Annotated in this window: 16 protein-coding genes and 1 riboswitch; of the genes, 8 read left to right on the plus strand and 8 right to left on the minus strand. The window is 71.0% G+C overall.

The features are described 5' to 3' along the window. Positions 1-133 precede the first annotated feature (133 nt). The 3 genes from AB0M73_RS41235 to AB0M73_RS41245 are packed head-to-tail and all read right to left on the minus strand — an operon-like array spanning position 134 to position 3,767. Positions 134-1,168 carry an ABC transporter ATP-binding protein gene (locus AB0M73_RS41235; RefSeq protein ID WP_363903523.1) on the minus strand — a complete coding sequence of 345 codons (1,035 nt, stop codon included), beginning with the start codon at positions 1,166-1,168 and terminating at the stop codon, positions 134-136. After that, positions 1,168-2,745 carry an iron ABC transporter permease gene (locus tag AB0M73_RS41240; RefSeq protein ID WP_363903526.1) on the minus strand — a complete coding sequence of 526 codons (1,578 nt, stop codon included), beginning with the start codon at positions 2,743-2,745 and terminating at the stop codon, positions 1,168-1,170. The genes AB0M73_RS41235 and AB0M73_RS41240 overlap by 1 nt, the downstream gene beginning before the upstream one ends. Further along, positions 2,721-3,767 (minus strand): thiamine ABC transporter substrate-binding protein, encoded by a 1,047-nt coding sequence (locus tag AB0M73_RS41245; RefSeq protein WP_363903528.1) that lies wholly within the window; start codon positions 3,765-3,767, stop codon positions 2,721-2,723. The genes AB0M73_RS41240 and AB0M73_RS41245 overlap by 25 nt, the downstream gene beginning before the upstream one ends. A 28-nt stretch (positions 3,768-3,795) precedes the next feature. After that, positions 3,796-3,907, minus strand: a riboswitch (TPP riboswitch). Between the two features lie 45 nt (positions 3,908-3,952). On the opposite strand from AB0M73_RS41245, the gene AB0M73_RS41250 reads away from it, so the two are divergent. Further along, positions 3,953-4,258, plus strand: coding sequence for a 4a-hydroxytetrahydrobiopterin dehydratase (locus tag AB0M73_RS41250; RefSeq protein ID WP_043730220.1), 306 nt, complete (start codon positions 3,953-3,955; stop codon positions 4,256-4,258). Here the strand turns inward: AB0M73_RS41250 and AB0M73_RS41255 are convergent. Beyond that, positions 4,243-4,731 (minus strand): general stress protein, encoded by a 489-nt coding sequence (locus AB0M73_RS41255; protein WP_043719165.1) that lies wholly within the window; start codon positions 4,729-4,731, stop codon positions 4,243-4,245. The two genes, AB0M73_RS41250 and AB0M73_RS41255, sit on opposite strands and share 16 nt — an antisense overlap. A 576-nt stretch (positions 4,732-5,307) precedes the next feature. Between AB0M73_RS41255 and AB0M73_RS41260 the strand changes: the two genes are divergently transcribed. Beyond that, complete coding sequence (locus AB0M73_RS41260; protein WP_363903532.1) at positions 5,308-5,529, plus strand: hypothetical protein; 222 nt, start codon at positions 5,308-5,310, stop codon at positions 5,527-5,529. 52 nt (positions 5,530-5,581) lie between these two features. Beyond that, positions 5,582-6,163, plus strand: a complete 582-nt coding sequence (locus tag AB0M73_RS41265; RefSeq protein WP_363903535.1) for a Uma2 family endonuclease — start codon at positions 5,582-5,584, stop codon at positions 6,161-6,163. Here the strand turns inward: AB0M73_RS41265 and AB0M73_RS41270 are convergent. After that, on the minus strand, positions 6,144-6,644 hold the full coding sequence (locus AB0M73_RS41270; protein ID WP_363903538.1) for a GNAT family N-acetyltransferase: 501 nt from the start codon (positions 6,642-6,644) through the stop codon (positions 6,144-6,146). The genes AB0M73_RS41265 and AB0M73_RS41270 overlap by 20 nt on opposite strands. Before the next feature lie 54 nt (positions 6,645-6,698). Here AB0M73_RS41270 and AB0M73_RS41275 point away from each other — a divergent pair, with 54 nt between their 5' ends. Continuing rightward, complete coding sequence (locus AB0M73_RS41275; RefSeq protein WP_363903540.1) at positions 6,699-7,682, plus strand: hypothetical protein; 984 nt, start codon at positions 6,699-6,701, stop codon at positions 7,680-7,682. Between the two features lie 24 nt (positions 7,683-7,706). Here AB0M73_RS41275 and ychF read toward each other — a convergent pair whose 3' ends face one another. Further along, on the minus strand, positions 7,707-8,786 hold the full coding sequence (ychF, locus tag AB0M73_RS41280) for a redox-regulated ATPase YchF (protein WP_043719176.1): 1,080 nt from the start codon (positions 8,784-8,786) through the stop codon (positions 7,707-7,709). Between the two features lie 80 nt (positions 8,787-8,866). Here ychF and AB0M73_RS41285 point away from each other — a divergent pair, with 80 nt between their 5' ends. Then, positions 8,867-10,345: an AlkA N-terminal domain-containing protein gene (locus AB0M73_RS41285; protein ID WP_363903544.1), complete on the plus strand. Its 1,479-nt coding sequence runs from the start codon at positions 8,867-8,869 to the stop codon at positions 10,343-10,345. Then, positions 10,342-10,887: a methylated-DNA--[protein]-cysteine S-methyltransferase gene (locus AB0M73_RS41290; RefSeq protein ID WP_363903547.1), complete on the plus strand. Its 546-nt coding sequence runs from the start codon at positions 10,342-10,344 to the stop codon at positions 10,885-10,887. The genes AB0M73_RS41285 and AB0M73_RS41290 overlap by 4 nt, the downstream gene beginning before the upstream one ends. Before the next feature lie 42 nt (positions 10,888-10,929). Here AB0M73_RS41290 and AB0M73_RS41295 read toward each other — a convergent pair whose 3' ends face one another. Next, positions 10,930-13,851, minus strand: a complete 2,922-nt coding sequence (locus tag AB0M73_RS41295; RefSeq protein ID WP_363903550.1) for an SMC family ATPase — start codon at positions 13,849-13,851, stop codon at positions 10,930-10,932. Then, entirely contained in the window at positions 13,848-14,972 is a 1,125-nt protein-coding gene (locus AB0M73_RS41300; RefSeq protein WP_363903553.1) for an exonuclease SbcCD subunit D C-terminal domain-containing protein, read from the minus strand. Before AB0M73_RS41300 ends, AB0M73_RS41295 begins: the two co-directional genes overlap by 4 nt. Before the next feature lie 250 nt (positions 14,973-15,222). On the opposite strand from AB0M73_RS41300, the gene AB0M73_RS41305 reads away from it, so the two are divergent. After that, on the plus strand, positions 15,223-16,194 hold the full coding sequence (locus AB0M73_RS41305) for a DNA recombination protein RmuC (protein WP_052395200.1): 972 nt from the start codon (positions 15,223-15,225) through the stop codon (positions 16,192-16,194). A gap of 209 nt (positions 16,195-16,403) precedes the next feature. After that, the coding region (locus tag AB0M73_RS41310; protein ID WP_363903555.1) for a DUF6542 domain-containing protein at positions 16,404-17,078 on the plus strand (675 nt) is incomplete at its 3' end.

A 17,078-nucleotide genomic window follows, 5' to 3' on the forward strand; every position in this document is an offset into this window, starting at 1 on the left:
AGGCCTTTGCGACGACCAGTCGAAAACGCGCGACAAACGGTCGAGCGAACTTCGGCCGGACCGATCGTCGACGTCCAACCCCGGAAATCAGGGAGAAAAGGTTTGCGAATTTACGGCACCGAACCGGCCCGAATCACACGGCCGGTCCGGTCAGCGCGATGCCGTCCGCGTCGAGGGCGAGCCGGATGGCGTCGCCGGGCTCGGGCGCGCCGGCCACCGGCGCCACCGCCTCGACCGGGCCGCTGGGCACGCCGTCGCCGCTGAGTTGCACCAGCAGCCGGGCGTGATCGCGCCGGTGCAGCCGCTGCACCACCTCGCCGTGCACGAAGCCGCCCGGATCGGTGCGCAAAGCGTTGGCGCGCAAGCCGAGCAGCACAGTTCCGTCGCCGGAGCCCGGCAGCGCGACCTCGCCGAGCGAGCTGGTCACCAGGTCCCGGTCGGCCCGGGCCGGCACGAACGTGGTGCAGCCGAGGAAACCGGCCACCACGTCATCGGCCGGGTGCCGCCACACCTCGTCCGGCGGCCCGACCTGCCGAATCCGCCCGGCCTGCATCAGCGCGACCCGGTCGGCCAGCGTGAACGCCTCGTCGTGGTCATGGGTGACGACCAGCGCGGTGGTGCCGGTGGCGCGCAGCAGGGCAGCCAGGTCCACGGCGAGCTGCTCGCGCAGCGCTCGGTCCAAAGCGGACAGCGGCTCGTCTAGCAACAGCAGGCGGGGCTTGGGGGCCAGGGCCCGGGCCAGGGCGACTCGCTGCTGCTCGCCGCCGGACAACTCCGTCACGCGGCGTTCGCCGTAGCCTTCGAGGCCGACCAGTGTGAGGAGTTCGTCGACTCGGGCACTGCGGTCGGCCTTGTCGACGTGGTGCATGCGCATGCCGAAGGCGACATTCGCGGCAACATCCCGGTGCGGGAACAACTGTCCGTCCTGGAACACCAGCCCGAAGTCGCGCCGGTGCACCGCGACGCCGGCCAGATCCGTTCCGTCCCAACGGATCGAGCCCGCAGCGGTCCGCTCCAGGCCGGCGACGGCCCGCAGCAGCGTCGACTTGCCGCAGCCCGACGGCCCCAGCAGCGCGACCACCTCGCCGTCGGCCACGCTCAGGTCCACATCGGACACTGCCGCGAACGAGCCGTAGCGTACGGACAAACCCTGTAGTTCCAGTGCCATCAGAACTCCCCAACGGCCGGCGTCAGACGTTCGATCGCCACCACGGCGACCACGGTGACCAGCATCAGCACCACGCACGCCGCGTAGGCCATCTCGTTGTTCAGCTCGCCGGGACGGGAGATCAGCCGTGCGATCGCCACCGGCAGCGTCGGCGCGTCCGGGCGCGCCAGGAAACTCGTCGCGCCGAACTCGCCCAACGCGACCACGTACCCGAACCCGGCCGCCGCGATCAGCGACCGCCAGGCCAGCGCCAGATCGACCTCGCGCCACACGCGGAACGGCCCCGCGCCGAGGGTGCCGGCGGCCTGCCGCAGCCGCTCGTCGATCGCCCGCAACACCGGCAGGACCGTGCGCACGATCAGCGGCGTGATCACCAGGGCCTGCGCGAACGGCACGAGCAGCGGCGAAGTCCGCAGGTCGAAGGGCAGATCGCCGAGCGTGACGAGGTAGCCGAAGCCCACCGTCACCGCCGACACCCCCAGCGGCAGCATCAGCGCCAGGTCCAGCGTCTCGCCGAGCACCGCGCGGCCGCGGCGCAGCTGCGAGAGCACCACCGCCGCCGTCACACCGAGCAGCATCGCCAGGATCGTGGCGTCGGTCGCCGCGCGGATCGAGTTCGACGCCGCCTGCCAGGCCGACACCTCCAGCGTGCCGTCGTCGCCGGTGCCGGCCAGCGCGCGCCAACCGTCCATTGTGGTCAGTGACCGTGCGATCAGGCCGACGATCGGCACCAGCAGGGCGATCACGACGACTGCGGCCGCTGCCACCACGATCCATTCAGCACCGACCGGCCTTTTCGCCGTCTCCGTGCGGCCACGCAACTTCAAGGCCGTCTCCCGGCGTCGCCGTGCGAACGCGCCGACCAGCAGGACGGCGATCACCGCGACCACCTGGAGGATCGACAACGCCGCCGCGCCGGGCAAATCGAACAGGTCGACCGTGCGGAGGTAGATCTCGGTTTCCAACGTCCGGTAGCGCGCCCCGCCGAGCATCAGCACCACACCGAAACTGGTGGCACAGAACAAAAAAACCACCGCCGCGGCCGAACCGATGGCCGGCGCGATGGCCGGCAGGACCACCGACGTGAACGCCCGCCACCGCGACGCCCCCAGCGACCGGGCCGCCTCCTCCGCGCGCCGATCCGTGTGGGCCCACAGCCCGCCCACCGTCCGGGCCACCACTGCGACGTTGAAAAACGCGTTGGCCAGCACGATCGACAGCACGCCGCCGTCCGGCAGCAGCGACCGGAACGCCAGGCCCACCACCACCGTCGGCAGCACGAACGGCACCAGGATCAGCGTGCGCACCAGGCCGACACCCGGCAGCTTGCAGCGCGCCATCACATACGCCAGCGGCATGCCCATCAGCACCGCCACCAGCGTCGCCGCGGCCGCCTGGCCGAGCGTGAACGCCACCAGCCGCCAGGTGTCGCCGCTGGTCAGCACCTCCGTGACGCCGCTGCCGCCCAGGCCGATGCCGACGATCGACACCACCGGCCAGGCGAAGAACAGGCCGAGGAAGCCGACCGGAACCAGGGCCAGCAGCAGCAGAACTAGCCTTGGAGCAGCGTTCGACACTGCTGGACCCACTTCTCCCGGTTGGCGTCCACCTGGTCGGCCGGCAGCTGCGCCGGCGCGTCCGGCAGCGGGGCCGCCGTCTTCCAGGCGTCCGGCAGGGCAACGCCCTCACGCGACGGGTAGACGTACATGCTGCCCGGCACCTGCTCCTGGAACTTCTGCGAGATCAGGAAGTCCAACACCTTCTTGGCGTCGTCCGGGTTCTTGGCGCCGTTGAGCACACCCGCGTACTCGACCTGGCGGTAGCAGGTGTTCAACACGGCCTTGGTCCGCGGCTTGCCGTCGTCGCCGATCTCGTCGGCCGGCGAGGACGCGTAGGACACCACCACCGGGCGCGGGCCCTTGCCCGACGAGCCCGAGAAGTCCTGCGTGTACGCCTCGTCCCAGCCCGCGTCGACCTTCACGTCGTTGGCCTTGAGCTTGGTCCAGAAGTCCGGCCACTTGTCCGCGCCGAACTGCTTCACCGTGCCCAGCAGGAAGGCCAGGCCCGGCGACGAGGTCGACGGGTCCTCCACCACGGTCTGTCCCTTGTAGCGGGGATCGACCAGGTCGTCGTAGCCGGTCGGCGCCGGCAGGTTGTGCTGGGCGTACCAGCCCGTGTCCACGTTCAGGCACACGTCGCCGACGTCGATCGCCGTCAGCCGGTGCGAGTCGTCGATCTGGTAGCGCTGCGGGCCCTTGCCCGCGTCCGGGCTGCTGTACGGGGCGAAGACGCCGCCCGACAGCGCCCTGGACGCGAAGGTGCTGTCCACGCCGTACGCGATGTCGCCGATCGGGTTGGCCTTGGTCAGCACCAGCTTGTTGGTCAGCGCGCCCGCGTCGCCGTTCGTGCTGACCTTCACCGTGATGCCCGAGGTCTTCTGGAAATCCGCCCACAGTGCCTTGTCGACCGCCCACGAGTCGTGGGTGACCAGCGTCACCGTGTGTCCGCTCGGGGCCTGTTCGCCGCCTCCGACCAGCGAACAGCCGGCGAGTGTCGTCGCCGCCAGCGCCAGCGCGGCCAGCCGTGCCGTCCGGGTCAAGTTCTCCTCCAGGTGACCTCGTCGCGCGAGGTCGCCCGTAGTGCCTCCCTCCACCGGCATGACCCGGATCAGGTGCTTACGGTCGAGAGCTCGCCCGCTCTCCTCTCAGCCCGGCGTACCGGACTCCCGTGGCTCACCCGGAGCTTACGCTGCGTTCAGGCGTGGTCAGGACCACCATGGAGGGCATGGCGGAATTGCTCAGTGACGACCAGGTGACCGAGGCGCTGGGGCGGCTGTCCCAGTGGACCCAGGACGGCGAGGCCATAGTCCGCATCGCGGAACTGGCCAGCTTCTCCGAGGCGATCCAGGCGGTGAACCGCGTCGCCGAGATCGCCGAGAACGACAACCACCATCCCGACATCGACATCCGCTGGCGGACCCTGACGTTTCGATGCTCGACGCACAGCGCCGGCGGCATCACGGCCTTGGACGTGACACTCGCCGGCGAGATCGACAATGTGCTGGAGCTGCTCGGTCAGCCGAGCGAGTAGAGCAGGTTGCGGCCCGCCTCCGCGTTGCGCGGCTGGCACAGCACGTCGTAGCGGCGGGCCACCAGCTGGCTCTGCGACACGAAGTCCCGCTTGCCCCTCGTCGAGGCGTAGCTGATCGCCGCGAAGATCATGCTCGATCCCACGCCGGCCAGCAGGCCCAGCGCGATCACCAGCCAGCCCCCGCCCGCCGTGAACAGCGACAGCAGGATGCCCACGAACAGGCCGAACCACGCGCCCGAGGCCGCCGCCGCGCCCAGCACCCGTCCCCAGCTCAGCCGCCCCGCCACGCGCTCGACCAGCATCGGCTCCACGCCGACGATGGTGATGTCCTGCACCGGAAAGTCCCGGTCCGCAAGGAAGTCCACCGCCCGCTGCGCCTGCTCGTAGGTGTCGTACGACCCGATCGGCCAGCCGGTGGGCGGAGTGGGCAGCGCCGACGCCGGCCCGTTGTTGTTCGCGAATGCTGTAGTCATCTTGGCCCTCCTTGTCGGCCTTACACCTGCTTCAACGCCGCCCCCACCCCCCTTGTGCCCCTCCCCCGAACTCCACAGCCGAATCTCAGACTGCGCCCCGCAAGTCCCGCCCAACCGCAACATGCACCCCCGCGAGTCCCGCCCACCGTCACACCGAAACCCGCTTTCCGACACACCCCAGCGCCACCTCCACCCGCACGCCCCGCTGTCTCCCGCCCGGCGGCACACCGAAGGCCGCCTTCCAGCACGCCTCCACCGGCGCGCCCCGTTGTCTCCCGCCCCGCGGCACACCGAAGGCCGCCTTCCAGCACACCCCAGCAACACCTCCACCCGCGCGCCCCACCATGTCCCGCCCGGCGGCACACCGAAAGCCGCCTTCCAGCACGCCCCCACAGAGCCCAGCGACACCCCTCCCCCAGGCCCCGACGTGTCCCGCCCGAACCTGTTTTCCGACAGACCCTCGGGAGTCCCGTCCCGCCCTCTCACCCCATCGGGTTGTGACCTGCGCGACCCGGGCAACGATCGCCCCTCCCCGTGCGTCGTTGGTAGTGAAGCCGTTCAAGGGGATCAGAAGTGATGAAGTTCGTTCGCACCGCAACCGCCAGCGCCGCCGCCGTCGTTCTCGCCGTCCTGTTCGCCGTGCAGGCCCAGGCCGCCTCACCCAACCCGCGGGTCACCGCCCAGCCCGATCAGGGCAACGGCGACCTGATCTTCGCCGGCGCCGCCGGCCTGTTCATCCTCACCGCCGCCTTCGGCGTGATCATCTACGCCGCTCGGCACCGCCACTCCGAGCAGTGAGCCACCTGTGTCGGGGCTCCCTGAGCCCCGACACACCGGCTACCGCTGGGTCATGACCGCTCTGCCGGACTGGATGCGCCCTCCCCGCGCCGAGGGCTGGTTCGCGGACGACCTGGACCACCTGCCGGGGGCTCCCAGGCACACGGAACTGATCGACGGAGCCCTTGTCTTCATGGTGTCGCCGCGGCGGTACTGGCGTGCCATCGTCATTACTGTTTTCACGAACACCCTTGCCAGCCAGGCTCCGGACGGCATTTACGTAGTTCCCGAGATGACGGTCCGGCTCGACGAGCGCAACCGGCCGGAGCCCGACATTCTCGCGACAGTGGCGCCGATCGACTTCAACCGAACCTGGTTCGCTCCCAGCGATGTGGTGCTCGCTGTCGAAGTGGTCTCCCCGGAATCCGAGCACCGGGACCGCACGGTCATGCTTCGCAAGTACGCCGAAGCTGGCATCGCCCACTTCTGGATCATCGAAGAGGAAGACGGGGCACCCGTGGTGCACGTCTACGAGCTGGACCGGCCGACCAGCACATATGTCCCGGCCGGCATCTTCCGTGGTCGCCTGGAGCGTCCGGTGCCGTTCCCCATCGACATCGACCTCGCGGCGATGTTCAACCCGAAGAAGCGCTGAGGTCCAGCCACATCACGTGGAGGCCGACCAGGCCGTGGTCGGGGTGGTCGAAGGCCTCGGGGACCGTGCCGATGGTGCGGAAGCCGAGGGAGTGCCAGAGGGTGACGGCGCTGGTGTTGGTCTCGACGACGGCGTTGAACTGGATGCTGCGATAGCCGGCGGAGCGGGCCCAGTCGATGACGTGGAGGCCGAGGGCGCGGCCGACGCCGTGGGAGCGGTGGCTTGGGTCGACCATGAAGCTGGCCGTAGCGACGTGGGAGCCGCGGCCGGGCCGGTTGGGCCCGATCTTGGCGGAGCCGAGGATGGTGGGACCGTCGACGGCGACGACGGTCCGGCCGGGCGGGGATTCCATCCACCAGCCGCGGGCCTGGTCGAGCGTGAGGTCCTCGGGGAAGGCGTAGGTCCGGCCCTCGGCGACGATCTGGGCGAAGAACGGGTAGACCAGGGGCCAGTCGGGCTCGACGGCGTCACGGATGAGCACGCGCGAAACGGTAAACGGGACCGCAGGGACGTTCCACCCCGATACGTTGCCCCGATGGGGAGACGAGCGAACAGCAGGCTGGTGTCGGCGCTGACGATGGCGGCGGTGCTGGCGGTGAGCATGGTGCCGGCGGCGCAAGCGACGCCGAGCACGGCGGGCGACGCGCAGCTGGTGGCGGTGGAGGGGAACACCCTGGCCCACACGATCCGGTACGCGAACGGCAACTGGCAGCGGTTCGGGCACCTGGACGCCGCCCCGGTCGGCGAGCCCACCTCGGTGATCATCAAGGGCGAAGAGCACCTGTTCTTCCACACCTCGACGACGCTGCGGCACTACATCCGGCACGTGGACGGCACCTGGGATCTGGCCGGCAGCGTGCCGACGGTGACCGCGAACGAACTGGACACGATGGCTGCGGCCGGTTTGAACGGCCGAATCGCGCTGATCCGCAAACACGGCGACGGCGCTCTGCTGTCGATCCAGCAAGGGGACGGCACCTGGTCGACGTGGGAATCGGTGCCGCTGGGCCTACAGCCTGTGTGGAGCGAGTCACTGACCGCGGACGGGGGCACCCTGCGCGTGGCGGGGGTCACGGCAGACGGCAAGAACCTCGCGATGGTGAGCCGGTCGCCGGAGGGCGTGTGGTCGTCGCCGACGTACCGAACGCTCGGAGTGCTGGGCAACTCGCTCATCATCACAGCGGCCGGCATCGCACAGATCGGCACCGACCTTCACGTCATGGTCAGCTACTCGTTCAACGGCACCCGCCTGTGGCACCTGATCCTGCACGCCGACGGCACCTGGAGCGACATCGGCGAGGTCGAGTCGAACGACGCCGCCGGACCGATCCCCAACCTCATGGACTTCGCGGTGGCGGCCGCCCCCGGCGGTTCGCTTCAGGTCGCGGTGGCCACCACAAGCGGCCTGTTCCACACCGTCCGCCACGCCGACGGCACCTGGCAGCGCTTCGGCGACGTCGCCGGCGCGGCGGGCCCGGTGAACACGACCCGCATCACGCTGTCCGCCGACAACGGCTGAGGCGAAGCCGGGCGACGTCGTCGATCAGACGTTGAAGCGGAACTCGACGACGTCGCCGTCGGCCATCACGTAGTCCTTGCCCTCCATGCGGGCCTTGCCGGCGGAGCGGGCGGCGGCGACGGAGCCGGTGTCGACGAGGTCGCCGTAGGAGATGACCTCGGCCTTGATGAAGCCGCGCTCGAAGTCGGTGTGGATGACGCCGGCGGCCTGGGGCGCGGTGGCGCCCTGGGGGATGGTCCAGGCGCGGGATTCCTTGGGACCGGCGGTGAGGTAGGTCTGCAGGCCGAGGGTGTGGAAACCGGCGCGGGCCAGCGCGTCGAGGCCGGGCTCGTGCTGGCCGATGGACTCCAGCAGCTCCCGGGCGGACTCGGCGTCCAGCTCGATGAGCTCGGACTCGACCTTGGCGTCGAGGAACACGGCGTCGGCGGGGGCGACGAGCTCGCGCAGCTCCTTGAGCCGGGCCTCGTCGGTCAGCACGCCCTCGTCGGCGTTGAAGACGTACAGGAACGGCTTGCTGGTCAGCAGGTTGAGCTCCCGCAGCAGCGGGACGTCCAGCTCGGCCTGGGCCTGGAACAGGGTCCGGCCGGCGTCGAGCACGTCCTTGGCCTTGGCGGCGGCCTCGAAGGCGGGACGGCGGTCCTTGTGGGTCCGGCCCTCCTTCTCCAGCCGCGGCAGCGCCTTCTCCAGGGTCTGGAGGTCGGCCAGGATGAGCTCGGTGTTGATCGTCTCGATGTCGGACGACGGGTCGACGCGGCCGTCCACGTGCACCACGTCGGGGTCGTCGAACACGCGGATGACCTGGCAGATGGCGTTGGCCTCGCGGATGTTGGCGAGGAACTTGTTGCCGAGTCCGGCGCCCTCGGACGCGCCCTTGACGATGCCGGCGATGTCGACGAACGACACGGTCGCGGGCACGATCTTCTCGGAGTGGAACAGCTCGGCGAGCTTGTCCAGCCGCGGATCGGGCAGCGCGACCACACCCACGTTGGGCTCGATCGTCGCGAACGGGTAGTTCGCGGCGAGCACGTCGTTGCGGGTCAGCGCGTTGAACAGGGTCGACTTGCCGACGTTGGGCAGACCGACGATGCCGAGGGTGAGACTCACGACGGAGCAGTCTACGCGGCTCGAAGCTCGTGTCCGAAAACCGCCAGCCGTCGGCGGTCGACGCTGGCAGCATTCATACCGTGCTCATCGATCCGGAACACGCCTACCGCGCCGTCGCCTCCCGCGACGCGCGCTTCGACGGCCACTTCATCACCGCGGTGCGCACGACCGGCATCTACTGCCGGCCGTCCTGCCCCGCGGTGCGCCCGAAGCGGGAGAACGTCGAGTTCTACCTGACGGCGGCGGCCGCACAGGCCGGCGGCTACCGGGCGTGCCGGCGCTGCCTGCCCGACGCGGTGCCGGGCTCGCCGGACTGGAACGTGCGCGCCGACCTGGCCGCCCGCTCGATGCGGCTGATCGCGGACGGCGTCGTCGAGCGCGACGGCGTGCCGGGGCTGGCCCGCCGCCTCGGCTACTCGGAGCGGCACCTGACCCGGGTGCTGGCGGCGGAGCTCGGCGCCCCGCCGCTGGCGCTGGCCCGGGCCCACCGGGCGCACTCGGCCCGGCTGCTGATCGAGAGCACCGACCTGCCCTTCTCCGACGTGGCCTTCGCCTCGGGCTTCGCCAGCATCCGCCAGTTCAACGACACCGTGCGCGCGGTCTTCGCCGTGACGCCGTCGCAGCTGCGTGAGGGTGCGGCCAAGCGCAAGCCCCACGAGGCGACGCCGGGCACCATCTCGCTGCGGCTGCCGTTCCGACCGCCGATGGACGCGGCGGGCATGCTCGCGTTCCTCACCACCCGGGCGATTCCCGGCGTCGAGGAGGCGAGCGAGCACAGTTACGCCCGCGCCCTACGGCTGTCGCACGGCACGGCGACCGTCCGGTTGACCCCGACGCCGCAGCACATCGACTGCACGCTGCGCCTGACCGACCTCCGCGACCTGGGCAGCGCGGTCACCCGCGTGCGCCGCCTGTTCGACCTCGACGCCGACCCGGTGGCTTGCGACGACCTGCTCGCGGCGGACCCGCACCTGGCGCCGATGGTGGCGAAGACGCCGGGCATCCGGCTGCCGGGCGCGGTCGACGGCCCCGAGATCGTGCTGCGGGCGCTGCTCGGCCAGCAGGTGACGGTCGCGGCGGCCCGTACCGCGCTGGCCCGTCTCACCGAGAAGCTCGGTGAGCCGCTCGAGACCGCGGACGGCACGCTGACCAGGTTGTTCCCCACCCCCGAGGCCATCGCCAAGGAGGGCGCGGCGGTGCTGACCGGCCCACGCCGACGCATCGACACGGTGCTGTCCACCTGCGCGGCACTGGCCGACGGCACCCTGACCGTCGACGTCGGCCGCGATCCGGAGGAGCTGCGCGCCGAACTCGAAGCCCTGCCCGGCATCGGACCCTGGACCGCCGGCTACGTGCTGATGCGCGTGCTCGGTGCGCCCGATGTCCTGCTCACCACGGACGTCGCCCTGCTCAAGGGCGCGGCCAACCTCGGCCTGCCGTCGGATCCCCACGGCCTGGCGGCACGCGGCCGGGCCTGGCGGCCCTGGCGCTCGTACGCCGGCATGCACCTGTGGCGGGCCTCCCAGTCGCCGACACCGATTCCCAGGAGTTCGAAGTGACCACCGCGTACTCGTCCACAGTGGACACCCCGATCGGGCCGTTCACCACGCTCGTCAACGACCACGACGTCGTGCTGGCCTCGGGCTGGACCGCCGACCTCGGAGACCTGCTGCCCCAGGTCCAACCGTCGCTGCGACCGACCGAGGTCGAGGCGAAGGCCGAGCTGGGCCACATCACCAGGGCCGTCCGCGACTACCACGCGGGCGAGCTGCTGGTCATCGACGACATCGAGGTGCTGCAACGGTCCGGCGAGTTCCGCGAGCACGCCTGGCATGTGCTGCGCACCGTCCCGGCCGGCAAGCCGGTGACCTATCGGCAGTACGCCGAGCTGGCCGGCCGCCCGGCCGCGATCCGGGCCGCCGCGGGGGCCTGCGCGTACAACGCCGCGACGCTGTTCGTTCCCTGCCACCGTGTGCTGCGCACCGACGGCTCGATCGGAGGGTTCCGCTGGGGCGCCGAGATCAAGCAGTGGCTGCTGGACCACGAGGAGGTTGTCGGGGGTCTGGGGGTCGTCCCCCAGAAACAAACCAGGCTCGACTAGGTCCGCGCTCTCCGCGGACAGAGGTCCCCAAAAGCCTGCAGCTTAGGCGACCACCTCCAGTCGGGATCCGGCGCGGGCCTTGCGCACGCGCAGTCGGGTCGGGATCCGCTGCCGCAGCTCTTCGACGTGCGAGACCAGCCCCACGACGCGGCCGCCGGCCCGCAGCTCGTCGAGGGTGTCCATGACCATGTCGAGGGTCTCCGGGTCCAGGGTGCCGAAACCCTCGTCGACGAAGAGCGTGTCGAGCAGCGCGCCGCCGGTCTCGGCGGCGACCACGTCGGCCAGGCCCAGGGCGAGCGCGAGCGACGCGAGGAAGGACTCGCCGCCGGACAGCGTCTTGGCCGGCCGGATCCGGCCGGTGTAGTCGTCGAGCACGTCGAGCCCGAGGCCGCCCCGGGTGCCGCGCGGACCGGCGACATCGGAGTGCACGAACTCGTAGCGGCCCTGGCTCATCCGGCGCAGCCGGCGGGAGGCGGCGATGGCGACCTCCTCCAGCCGGGCGGCCAGCACGTACGACCGCAGCGACATGCCACGGGCGTTCTGACCTCGGCCGATGACAACGTCGGTCAGGGCGTCCAGCTCGTCGTACTTGGCCAGCACGGGAGCGAGAGCGGCCCACACCGAACGCAGTCGGGCGCCCTGCTCGGCCAGTTCGGTGTGCCGCTGCTGGGCGGAGCGGAGCGCCGCGACGGCGGCTTCCAGCACCTCACGGGCCTGCGCCGCCTCGGCTTCGACCGTCGCGACGTCGACCTCGGCGGCCGGGTCCACACCGGCCAGTTCGGGCTCGGCCAGCACACCTCGGGCCGAGTCCTCGACCGCCTGCACCTCTTCGAGACGGTGCTCCAAGGCGGCGATGGCCTGGTCGGAGCGCACGGCGGCGATCGCCGCCGGCACGTCGTCGAAGCCGGCCGCCGCGGCCGCCTCTACGACGGCTTCCCGTTGCGCGACAAGCCTTTTCTCCACGCCGACGGCCTCGTCGCCGGCGTTGGCGACGAGCTCGACGATGTCGGCGACGGAGAGCAGGTGCTCACGCCGGGCCGCCACGTCCGGGAACTCGCCGCGAGCGAGCCGCACGCGTTCGGTGCGCTCGTCGACGTTCTCCCGCAACGAGGTCAGCTCGGAGACGACCACGGCCAGCTCCCGCTCGGCCTCGGCGTGCCGCTCGGTCTGCCGGCGCGTCTCGTCCTCCAGCCGGCCCACCTCGGCCACCAGCCGGTCGACCCACGCGGCGATCACGCGCAGCTCGTCCCGTTCGTCGGTGAGCATCTTCAGGTCGGCCTTCAGCGACTCGGGATCCTTGCCGGCCAACCGATCCCGGAGCATCAGGCACTCCTGCTCGGCGGTCCGCAACCGCGCGGCGGCCGACTCCCGGCGCTGCTTGGCCTCCTGCTCGGCCCGCTGCGCGGCAGCGTCCTGCTCGCGGGTGACCGAGCCGTCGGCGGCACGGGCCGGGACTGGGTGCTCGGTCGAGCCGCAGACCGGGCAGTGGTCGCCGGGAACGAGCCCGGCCGCCAGCTCGGAGGCCATGCCGTCCAGCCGGCGCTGCCTGATGTCCAGGAACCGGTCGTAGGCCGCCTGATGCTCGTCGACGGCCTTGCGGTCACCGGCGACGGCCCGCTCCAGCGCGCGTTCCAATGCCGGCAGCCGATCCGCGTCAACGGCGATCTCGGACAGCTGCTTCCACTGCTCCTCCACGGCGTCCAGCCGTGTCCGGGCGTCGCGGGCCTTCTCCAGACGTTGACGAGCGATGCTCACCTGGTCGGGCAGCTGGGACAGGGCTCCGCCGAGCTGCCGGATGCCGGCGGCGAGCTCCTCACGGCGCTTGTCCTGCTGCCGAATACGCCGCTGGTCGGCCGTCAACTGCTCGGCTTCGGCCACGAACTGCCGCAGCGTGCCGGCTTCCTCGCGAAGGCGGCCGGCCTGACCGCGGGGATCGTCCTCCAGCAGGACCGGACCGAGCCGTCGCACGCCGGCCCGTTCCCGGTCTCGCACCTGAGCCAGTTCCTGCTCGATCTGCCGCTCGGTCAGGTGCGCGGCCTTGACGCCGACGGCTCGTCGGGCGGCCGCCAGCTCGGCACGCCAGGCAGCACGCTCCTCGGTCGGCAGCCCTGCGAGCTGCTCGCTCGCCCGGCGCACCCGCCGCACCCGATCGGCCAAAGCCCGTCGCTGGGCCAGCTCGGACTCCGCTTGGCGGGCCCGTTCCCGGCTCTCGACCTCGGTTGCCTGGGCCGCGGACACCAGGGTGGCGACCCGTTCGGACAGGTCCTTGAGCCACTGCTCGTCGGCGTCCTCGGGCATCTGCTCACCGGCGGCCTGCGCGGTGCGGGCGACCTGCTCACGGACCGCCTGCCGCTGATCGGACACCTTGCGGCCGGCCATTTGCCGGCGATCGCGGAACCACTGCTCGACGTCGTGATATCGCTGCGTGCCGAACAGCTTCTCCAGCAGCTTCTCCCGCTCGGACGTGTCCGAACGCAGGAAACGGGCGAATTCTCCCTGCGGCAGCAGCACAACCTGGAAGAACTGCTCCGCGGTCATGCCGAGCAGCCGCTCGACCGTGCGGGCCACCTCGTCGTTGCGGGTGATGCCTTCGGCGTCGGAGCTCAGCCACGTCAGCGAGACCATCGCCTTCTGCGTGGTGAAGCCGCCGCCGCGCCGCTTGGGCCGGTTGTACTCGGGACTGCGGACCAGACGGAACCGTTGTCCCTGAACGGAAAGCTCCAGTAAGACCTCGGTGACCAGGTCCGAGTCGGCGTTGTCGTAGCGCAGGCGCTTGACGTCGCCCCGCGCGCCCGGAACCCGGCCGAACAGGGCGAACGCCACGGCGTCGAGCAGCGTTGTCTTGCCGGCGCCGGTTTCCCCGTGCAGCAGGAAAAGGCCGTCGGCGCCGAGCTGGTCGAAATCGACCGCCTGCCGGCCCGCGTAGGGGCCGAAGGCGCACAACTCCAAGCGGTGCAACCTCATTCCGTCTCCACCTCCCGGAAAGCCTGTTCCAGCAACAACGATTCCGACGTGGTCGGCACGCTGCCCCGGACGTCGTGCACGAAGCCCTGGGCGATCTGGTGATCGCTGCGGCCGCGCACGGCGTCGGCGTAGCGCAGTTCGGCCGCGGCCCGGCCGCCGTCGGGACGCCATTCGGCGTGCACGGCGTACGGGAACCGCTCCTGCAATTTGCGTTGCAGGTCAAGGGGTCGAACCTCGTCGGTCACCGCGACCGACAGGAAGCACTCTTCCAGATCGGCGTGGGCAGGGTCGGCGAGAAGATCGTCCAGGCGGCCTGCGAGGGTGCCCAACCGGCGCGGAACAGGCAGCTCGACCTGCGTGACCTTGTGCAATCCGTAGCTGTCAAGGTCGACCAGCAGGACCTGCTTGCGGTGCCGCGCCTCGGAGAAGGAGTAGGCGAGCGGGCTGCCCGAATAACGAAGGTTCTCGGCCAGCTTCTGTGCGCCGTGCAGATGGCCGAGGGCGATGTAGTCGACGCCGTCGAAGACCGAGCCCGGCACGTGGTCGATGCCGCCGACACGGATGGAGCGCTCGGATTCGGAGGTTTCGCCGCCGGTCACGAAGGCATGCGCGAGAACCATGGTGCCAAGTCCGCTTCGGTTGCGTAAATCGGCACGAACTCGGCGCATCGCTTCACCCAGCACCGCGGCGTGGCCGCGGCCGTCGACGCCGAGGCTGTGGCGGGCCGGTTCCGGGTCCAGGTAGGGCAGGCCGTAGAAGGCCACGTCGTCCAGCACGACCGGGGTGTCCAGCGTCGACAGCTTCGTCCTGAGGTGCAGCCCGCCGGCCGCCGCGAACGGGCCGAACACGCCGATGCGCTGGGCGGAGTCGTGGTTGCCCGGCGTGATCACGATCTGCGCGCCGGCCTCGCGGATCGCCGCCAGCGCCCGGCCACAGGTCTCGATGGACTCCGCCGACGGCATCGCGCGGTCGTACAGGTCGCCGGCCACCACGACCACGTCCACCCGCTCGCGCTCGACCAGGGACGCCAGTCCGGTCAGGGCCGTCTCCTGGTCGGCCAGCAGGTCGCGGCCGTGGAACGTGCGGCCGACGTGCCAGTCGGAGGTGTGCAGGACCCGCATGGAACCCCAAGCTAAGGCCCGACACCGACAACCCATGGGAGGCCCCTCGGCGAGTCTTGAAGGTGTGACGGAAGTCCTCACTCAAGAGTCGTGAGGCCGCGCCGGTGCTTCGCACGGTTGCTGCATTTCGATCGCCGCCACTCGACGCAACCCGCCACCCGAGTCGACGCGGCGTTCGAAATGCAGCAAGGGCGAGGCACCGGTCACGAGCGGCCGAACCGCCCCGCCGGAGGCGGGGCAAACTAACACCGTGAGCTCCGAAGTGATCAGCACCGCCGCGATCGTGCTGGCCCTGTTGCTGGCCGGTGGCCTGGTGCTGCTGTGGCGGATGTACCAGGACAGCGTGCGTCGGACCGATGCGGCGTTCGCCGCGGTGGAGGCCGAACGGGTCCGCTTCGACCGGCAGCAGGCGACACTGCGCCGGTACGAGGTGGCGTTCTCCTCGATCACCGGAAGGGGTGAACTCGGCGAGCAGGTGCTCGTGGAGACGGCCCGCACCCTGGGGCTGCGCGAGGGCCTGCACTTCACGTTGCAGACGGATCTGGCCGGCGGCGGCACGGTGCGGCCGGACATGGTGCTCGCGGTCGGCGGCGGCCGGCAGGTGCCGGTGGACGCCAAGATGAGCATGGTCGTCTGGGCCGAGGCGATGGAGACCGACGACGCCGACGAGCGGGCGGACGCGCTGCGGGTCCATGTGCGCAACATCCGGTCGCGGGCGGCGGAGCTGGCCGGCAAGGGCTACTCCCGCTGGGCCGACGCGATCTACGGCACGGTGATGTTCGTGCCGTCGGACGCGGCGGTCGTCGCGGCCATGGACACCGATCCCGAGCTGCTGCGCTGGCTGCTGGATCGGCGGGTGTTCCTGTGCGGCCCGACCGGGTTCGGGGTGCTGGCCTCGGCGGCGATGTTCGCGGCGACGGAGCGTGCCCTCGCGGCCGACGTGGAGCAGGTGCGGGGCCAGGCCGCGGCGGCGCACCGGGCGGCCAACACGGCGATCGACGCGGTCAACCTGTCCAGCACGCACCTCCAGCGCTTCCTGTCGGCGCGGCGGCGCGAGCTGGACGCGTTGGAGGGGTTCCGGGGCGCGGTGCAGCCACTGACCGACGCGGCCGGCAGCCCGACGCCGCTGACCACCGTGCGTCGCGCCGACGAGGTCACGGCCGGTCCGTTTACCCCGATGGCCGAACCGCTTAACGCCGAGCACACACCGGACGGAGGGTGATCGACTGCCGGTTTTGCCCGCTCATAGGGGCATCGCCCGCAGCCCGTAGGGGTGACTGACCATCATTCTCACGGAGCGTTCACAAGCTTCCGGACACAAACGGGCTACCGTGTCGTCTCGTGACCGCCACGCGCGATCGCCGAAGCGATCCTGACACCGAGCCGGGGCCCGCCTCATGGGGGGACGCACCGGCCTTCGGCTCACGAGCCATGCCCTGGTGGGGCGCGGTGTTGACGGCCCTCGTCCTGACTGCGGCCGGCGCGCTGCTCAACGAGCTGACGAGCAAAGCGCTGGGACTGCCGTTCCAGGTCCTGTACACGATCGGCTGCGTGCTGGCCGTGACGTTCGTGCGACGCCGCAGCCTGTTCGGGCCGATGGTGCAGCCGCCGCTGATCATGATCATCGTGGCTGGTGTGGTGCTGGCGCTGTTTGCCGGCGCGAGCGGCGGCCTCGCGGCCAAGGCCCTCGCGATCGGCCCGGCGCTGATCGGCAACTTCCCGGTGATGGCCATCGCCACCGTGCTGACCGTGGTGATCGGCGCGATCCGCCTGATCCTGCAGCGCAAGCCGAGACCGGACGAGGACGAGGACTTCCCGCCGGCGGCCCGGGCCGTGCGGCGTGAGCCGTCGGGCCGTGAGGACCGCGAGCCGCCGCGCCGTGAGCCTGCCCCGCGCCCGGCCGGCGCCCGCTCGCGTCCGGCGCCGCCGCCCGCGCGTGACCGTGAACGGCCTGATCGGGACCGGCAACAGCCTCCGCCCCCGCCGCGGCAGGTGCCGCCGGGTCGGGGCATGCGCACCGGCGAGGAGATGATGCATCGCTTCCATCGCTACCCGGAAGCCGTGCACAACGCGGCCATCCTGGGGGTGCAGTGCGCCTTCGACCTC

The sequence above is a fragment of the Kutzneria sp. NPDC051319 genome, assembly GCF_040682195.1.
In the GTDB taxonomy this organism is placed as follows: domain Bacteria; phylum Actinomycetota; class Actinomycetes; order Mycobacteriales; family Pseudonocardiaceae; genus Kutzneria.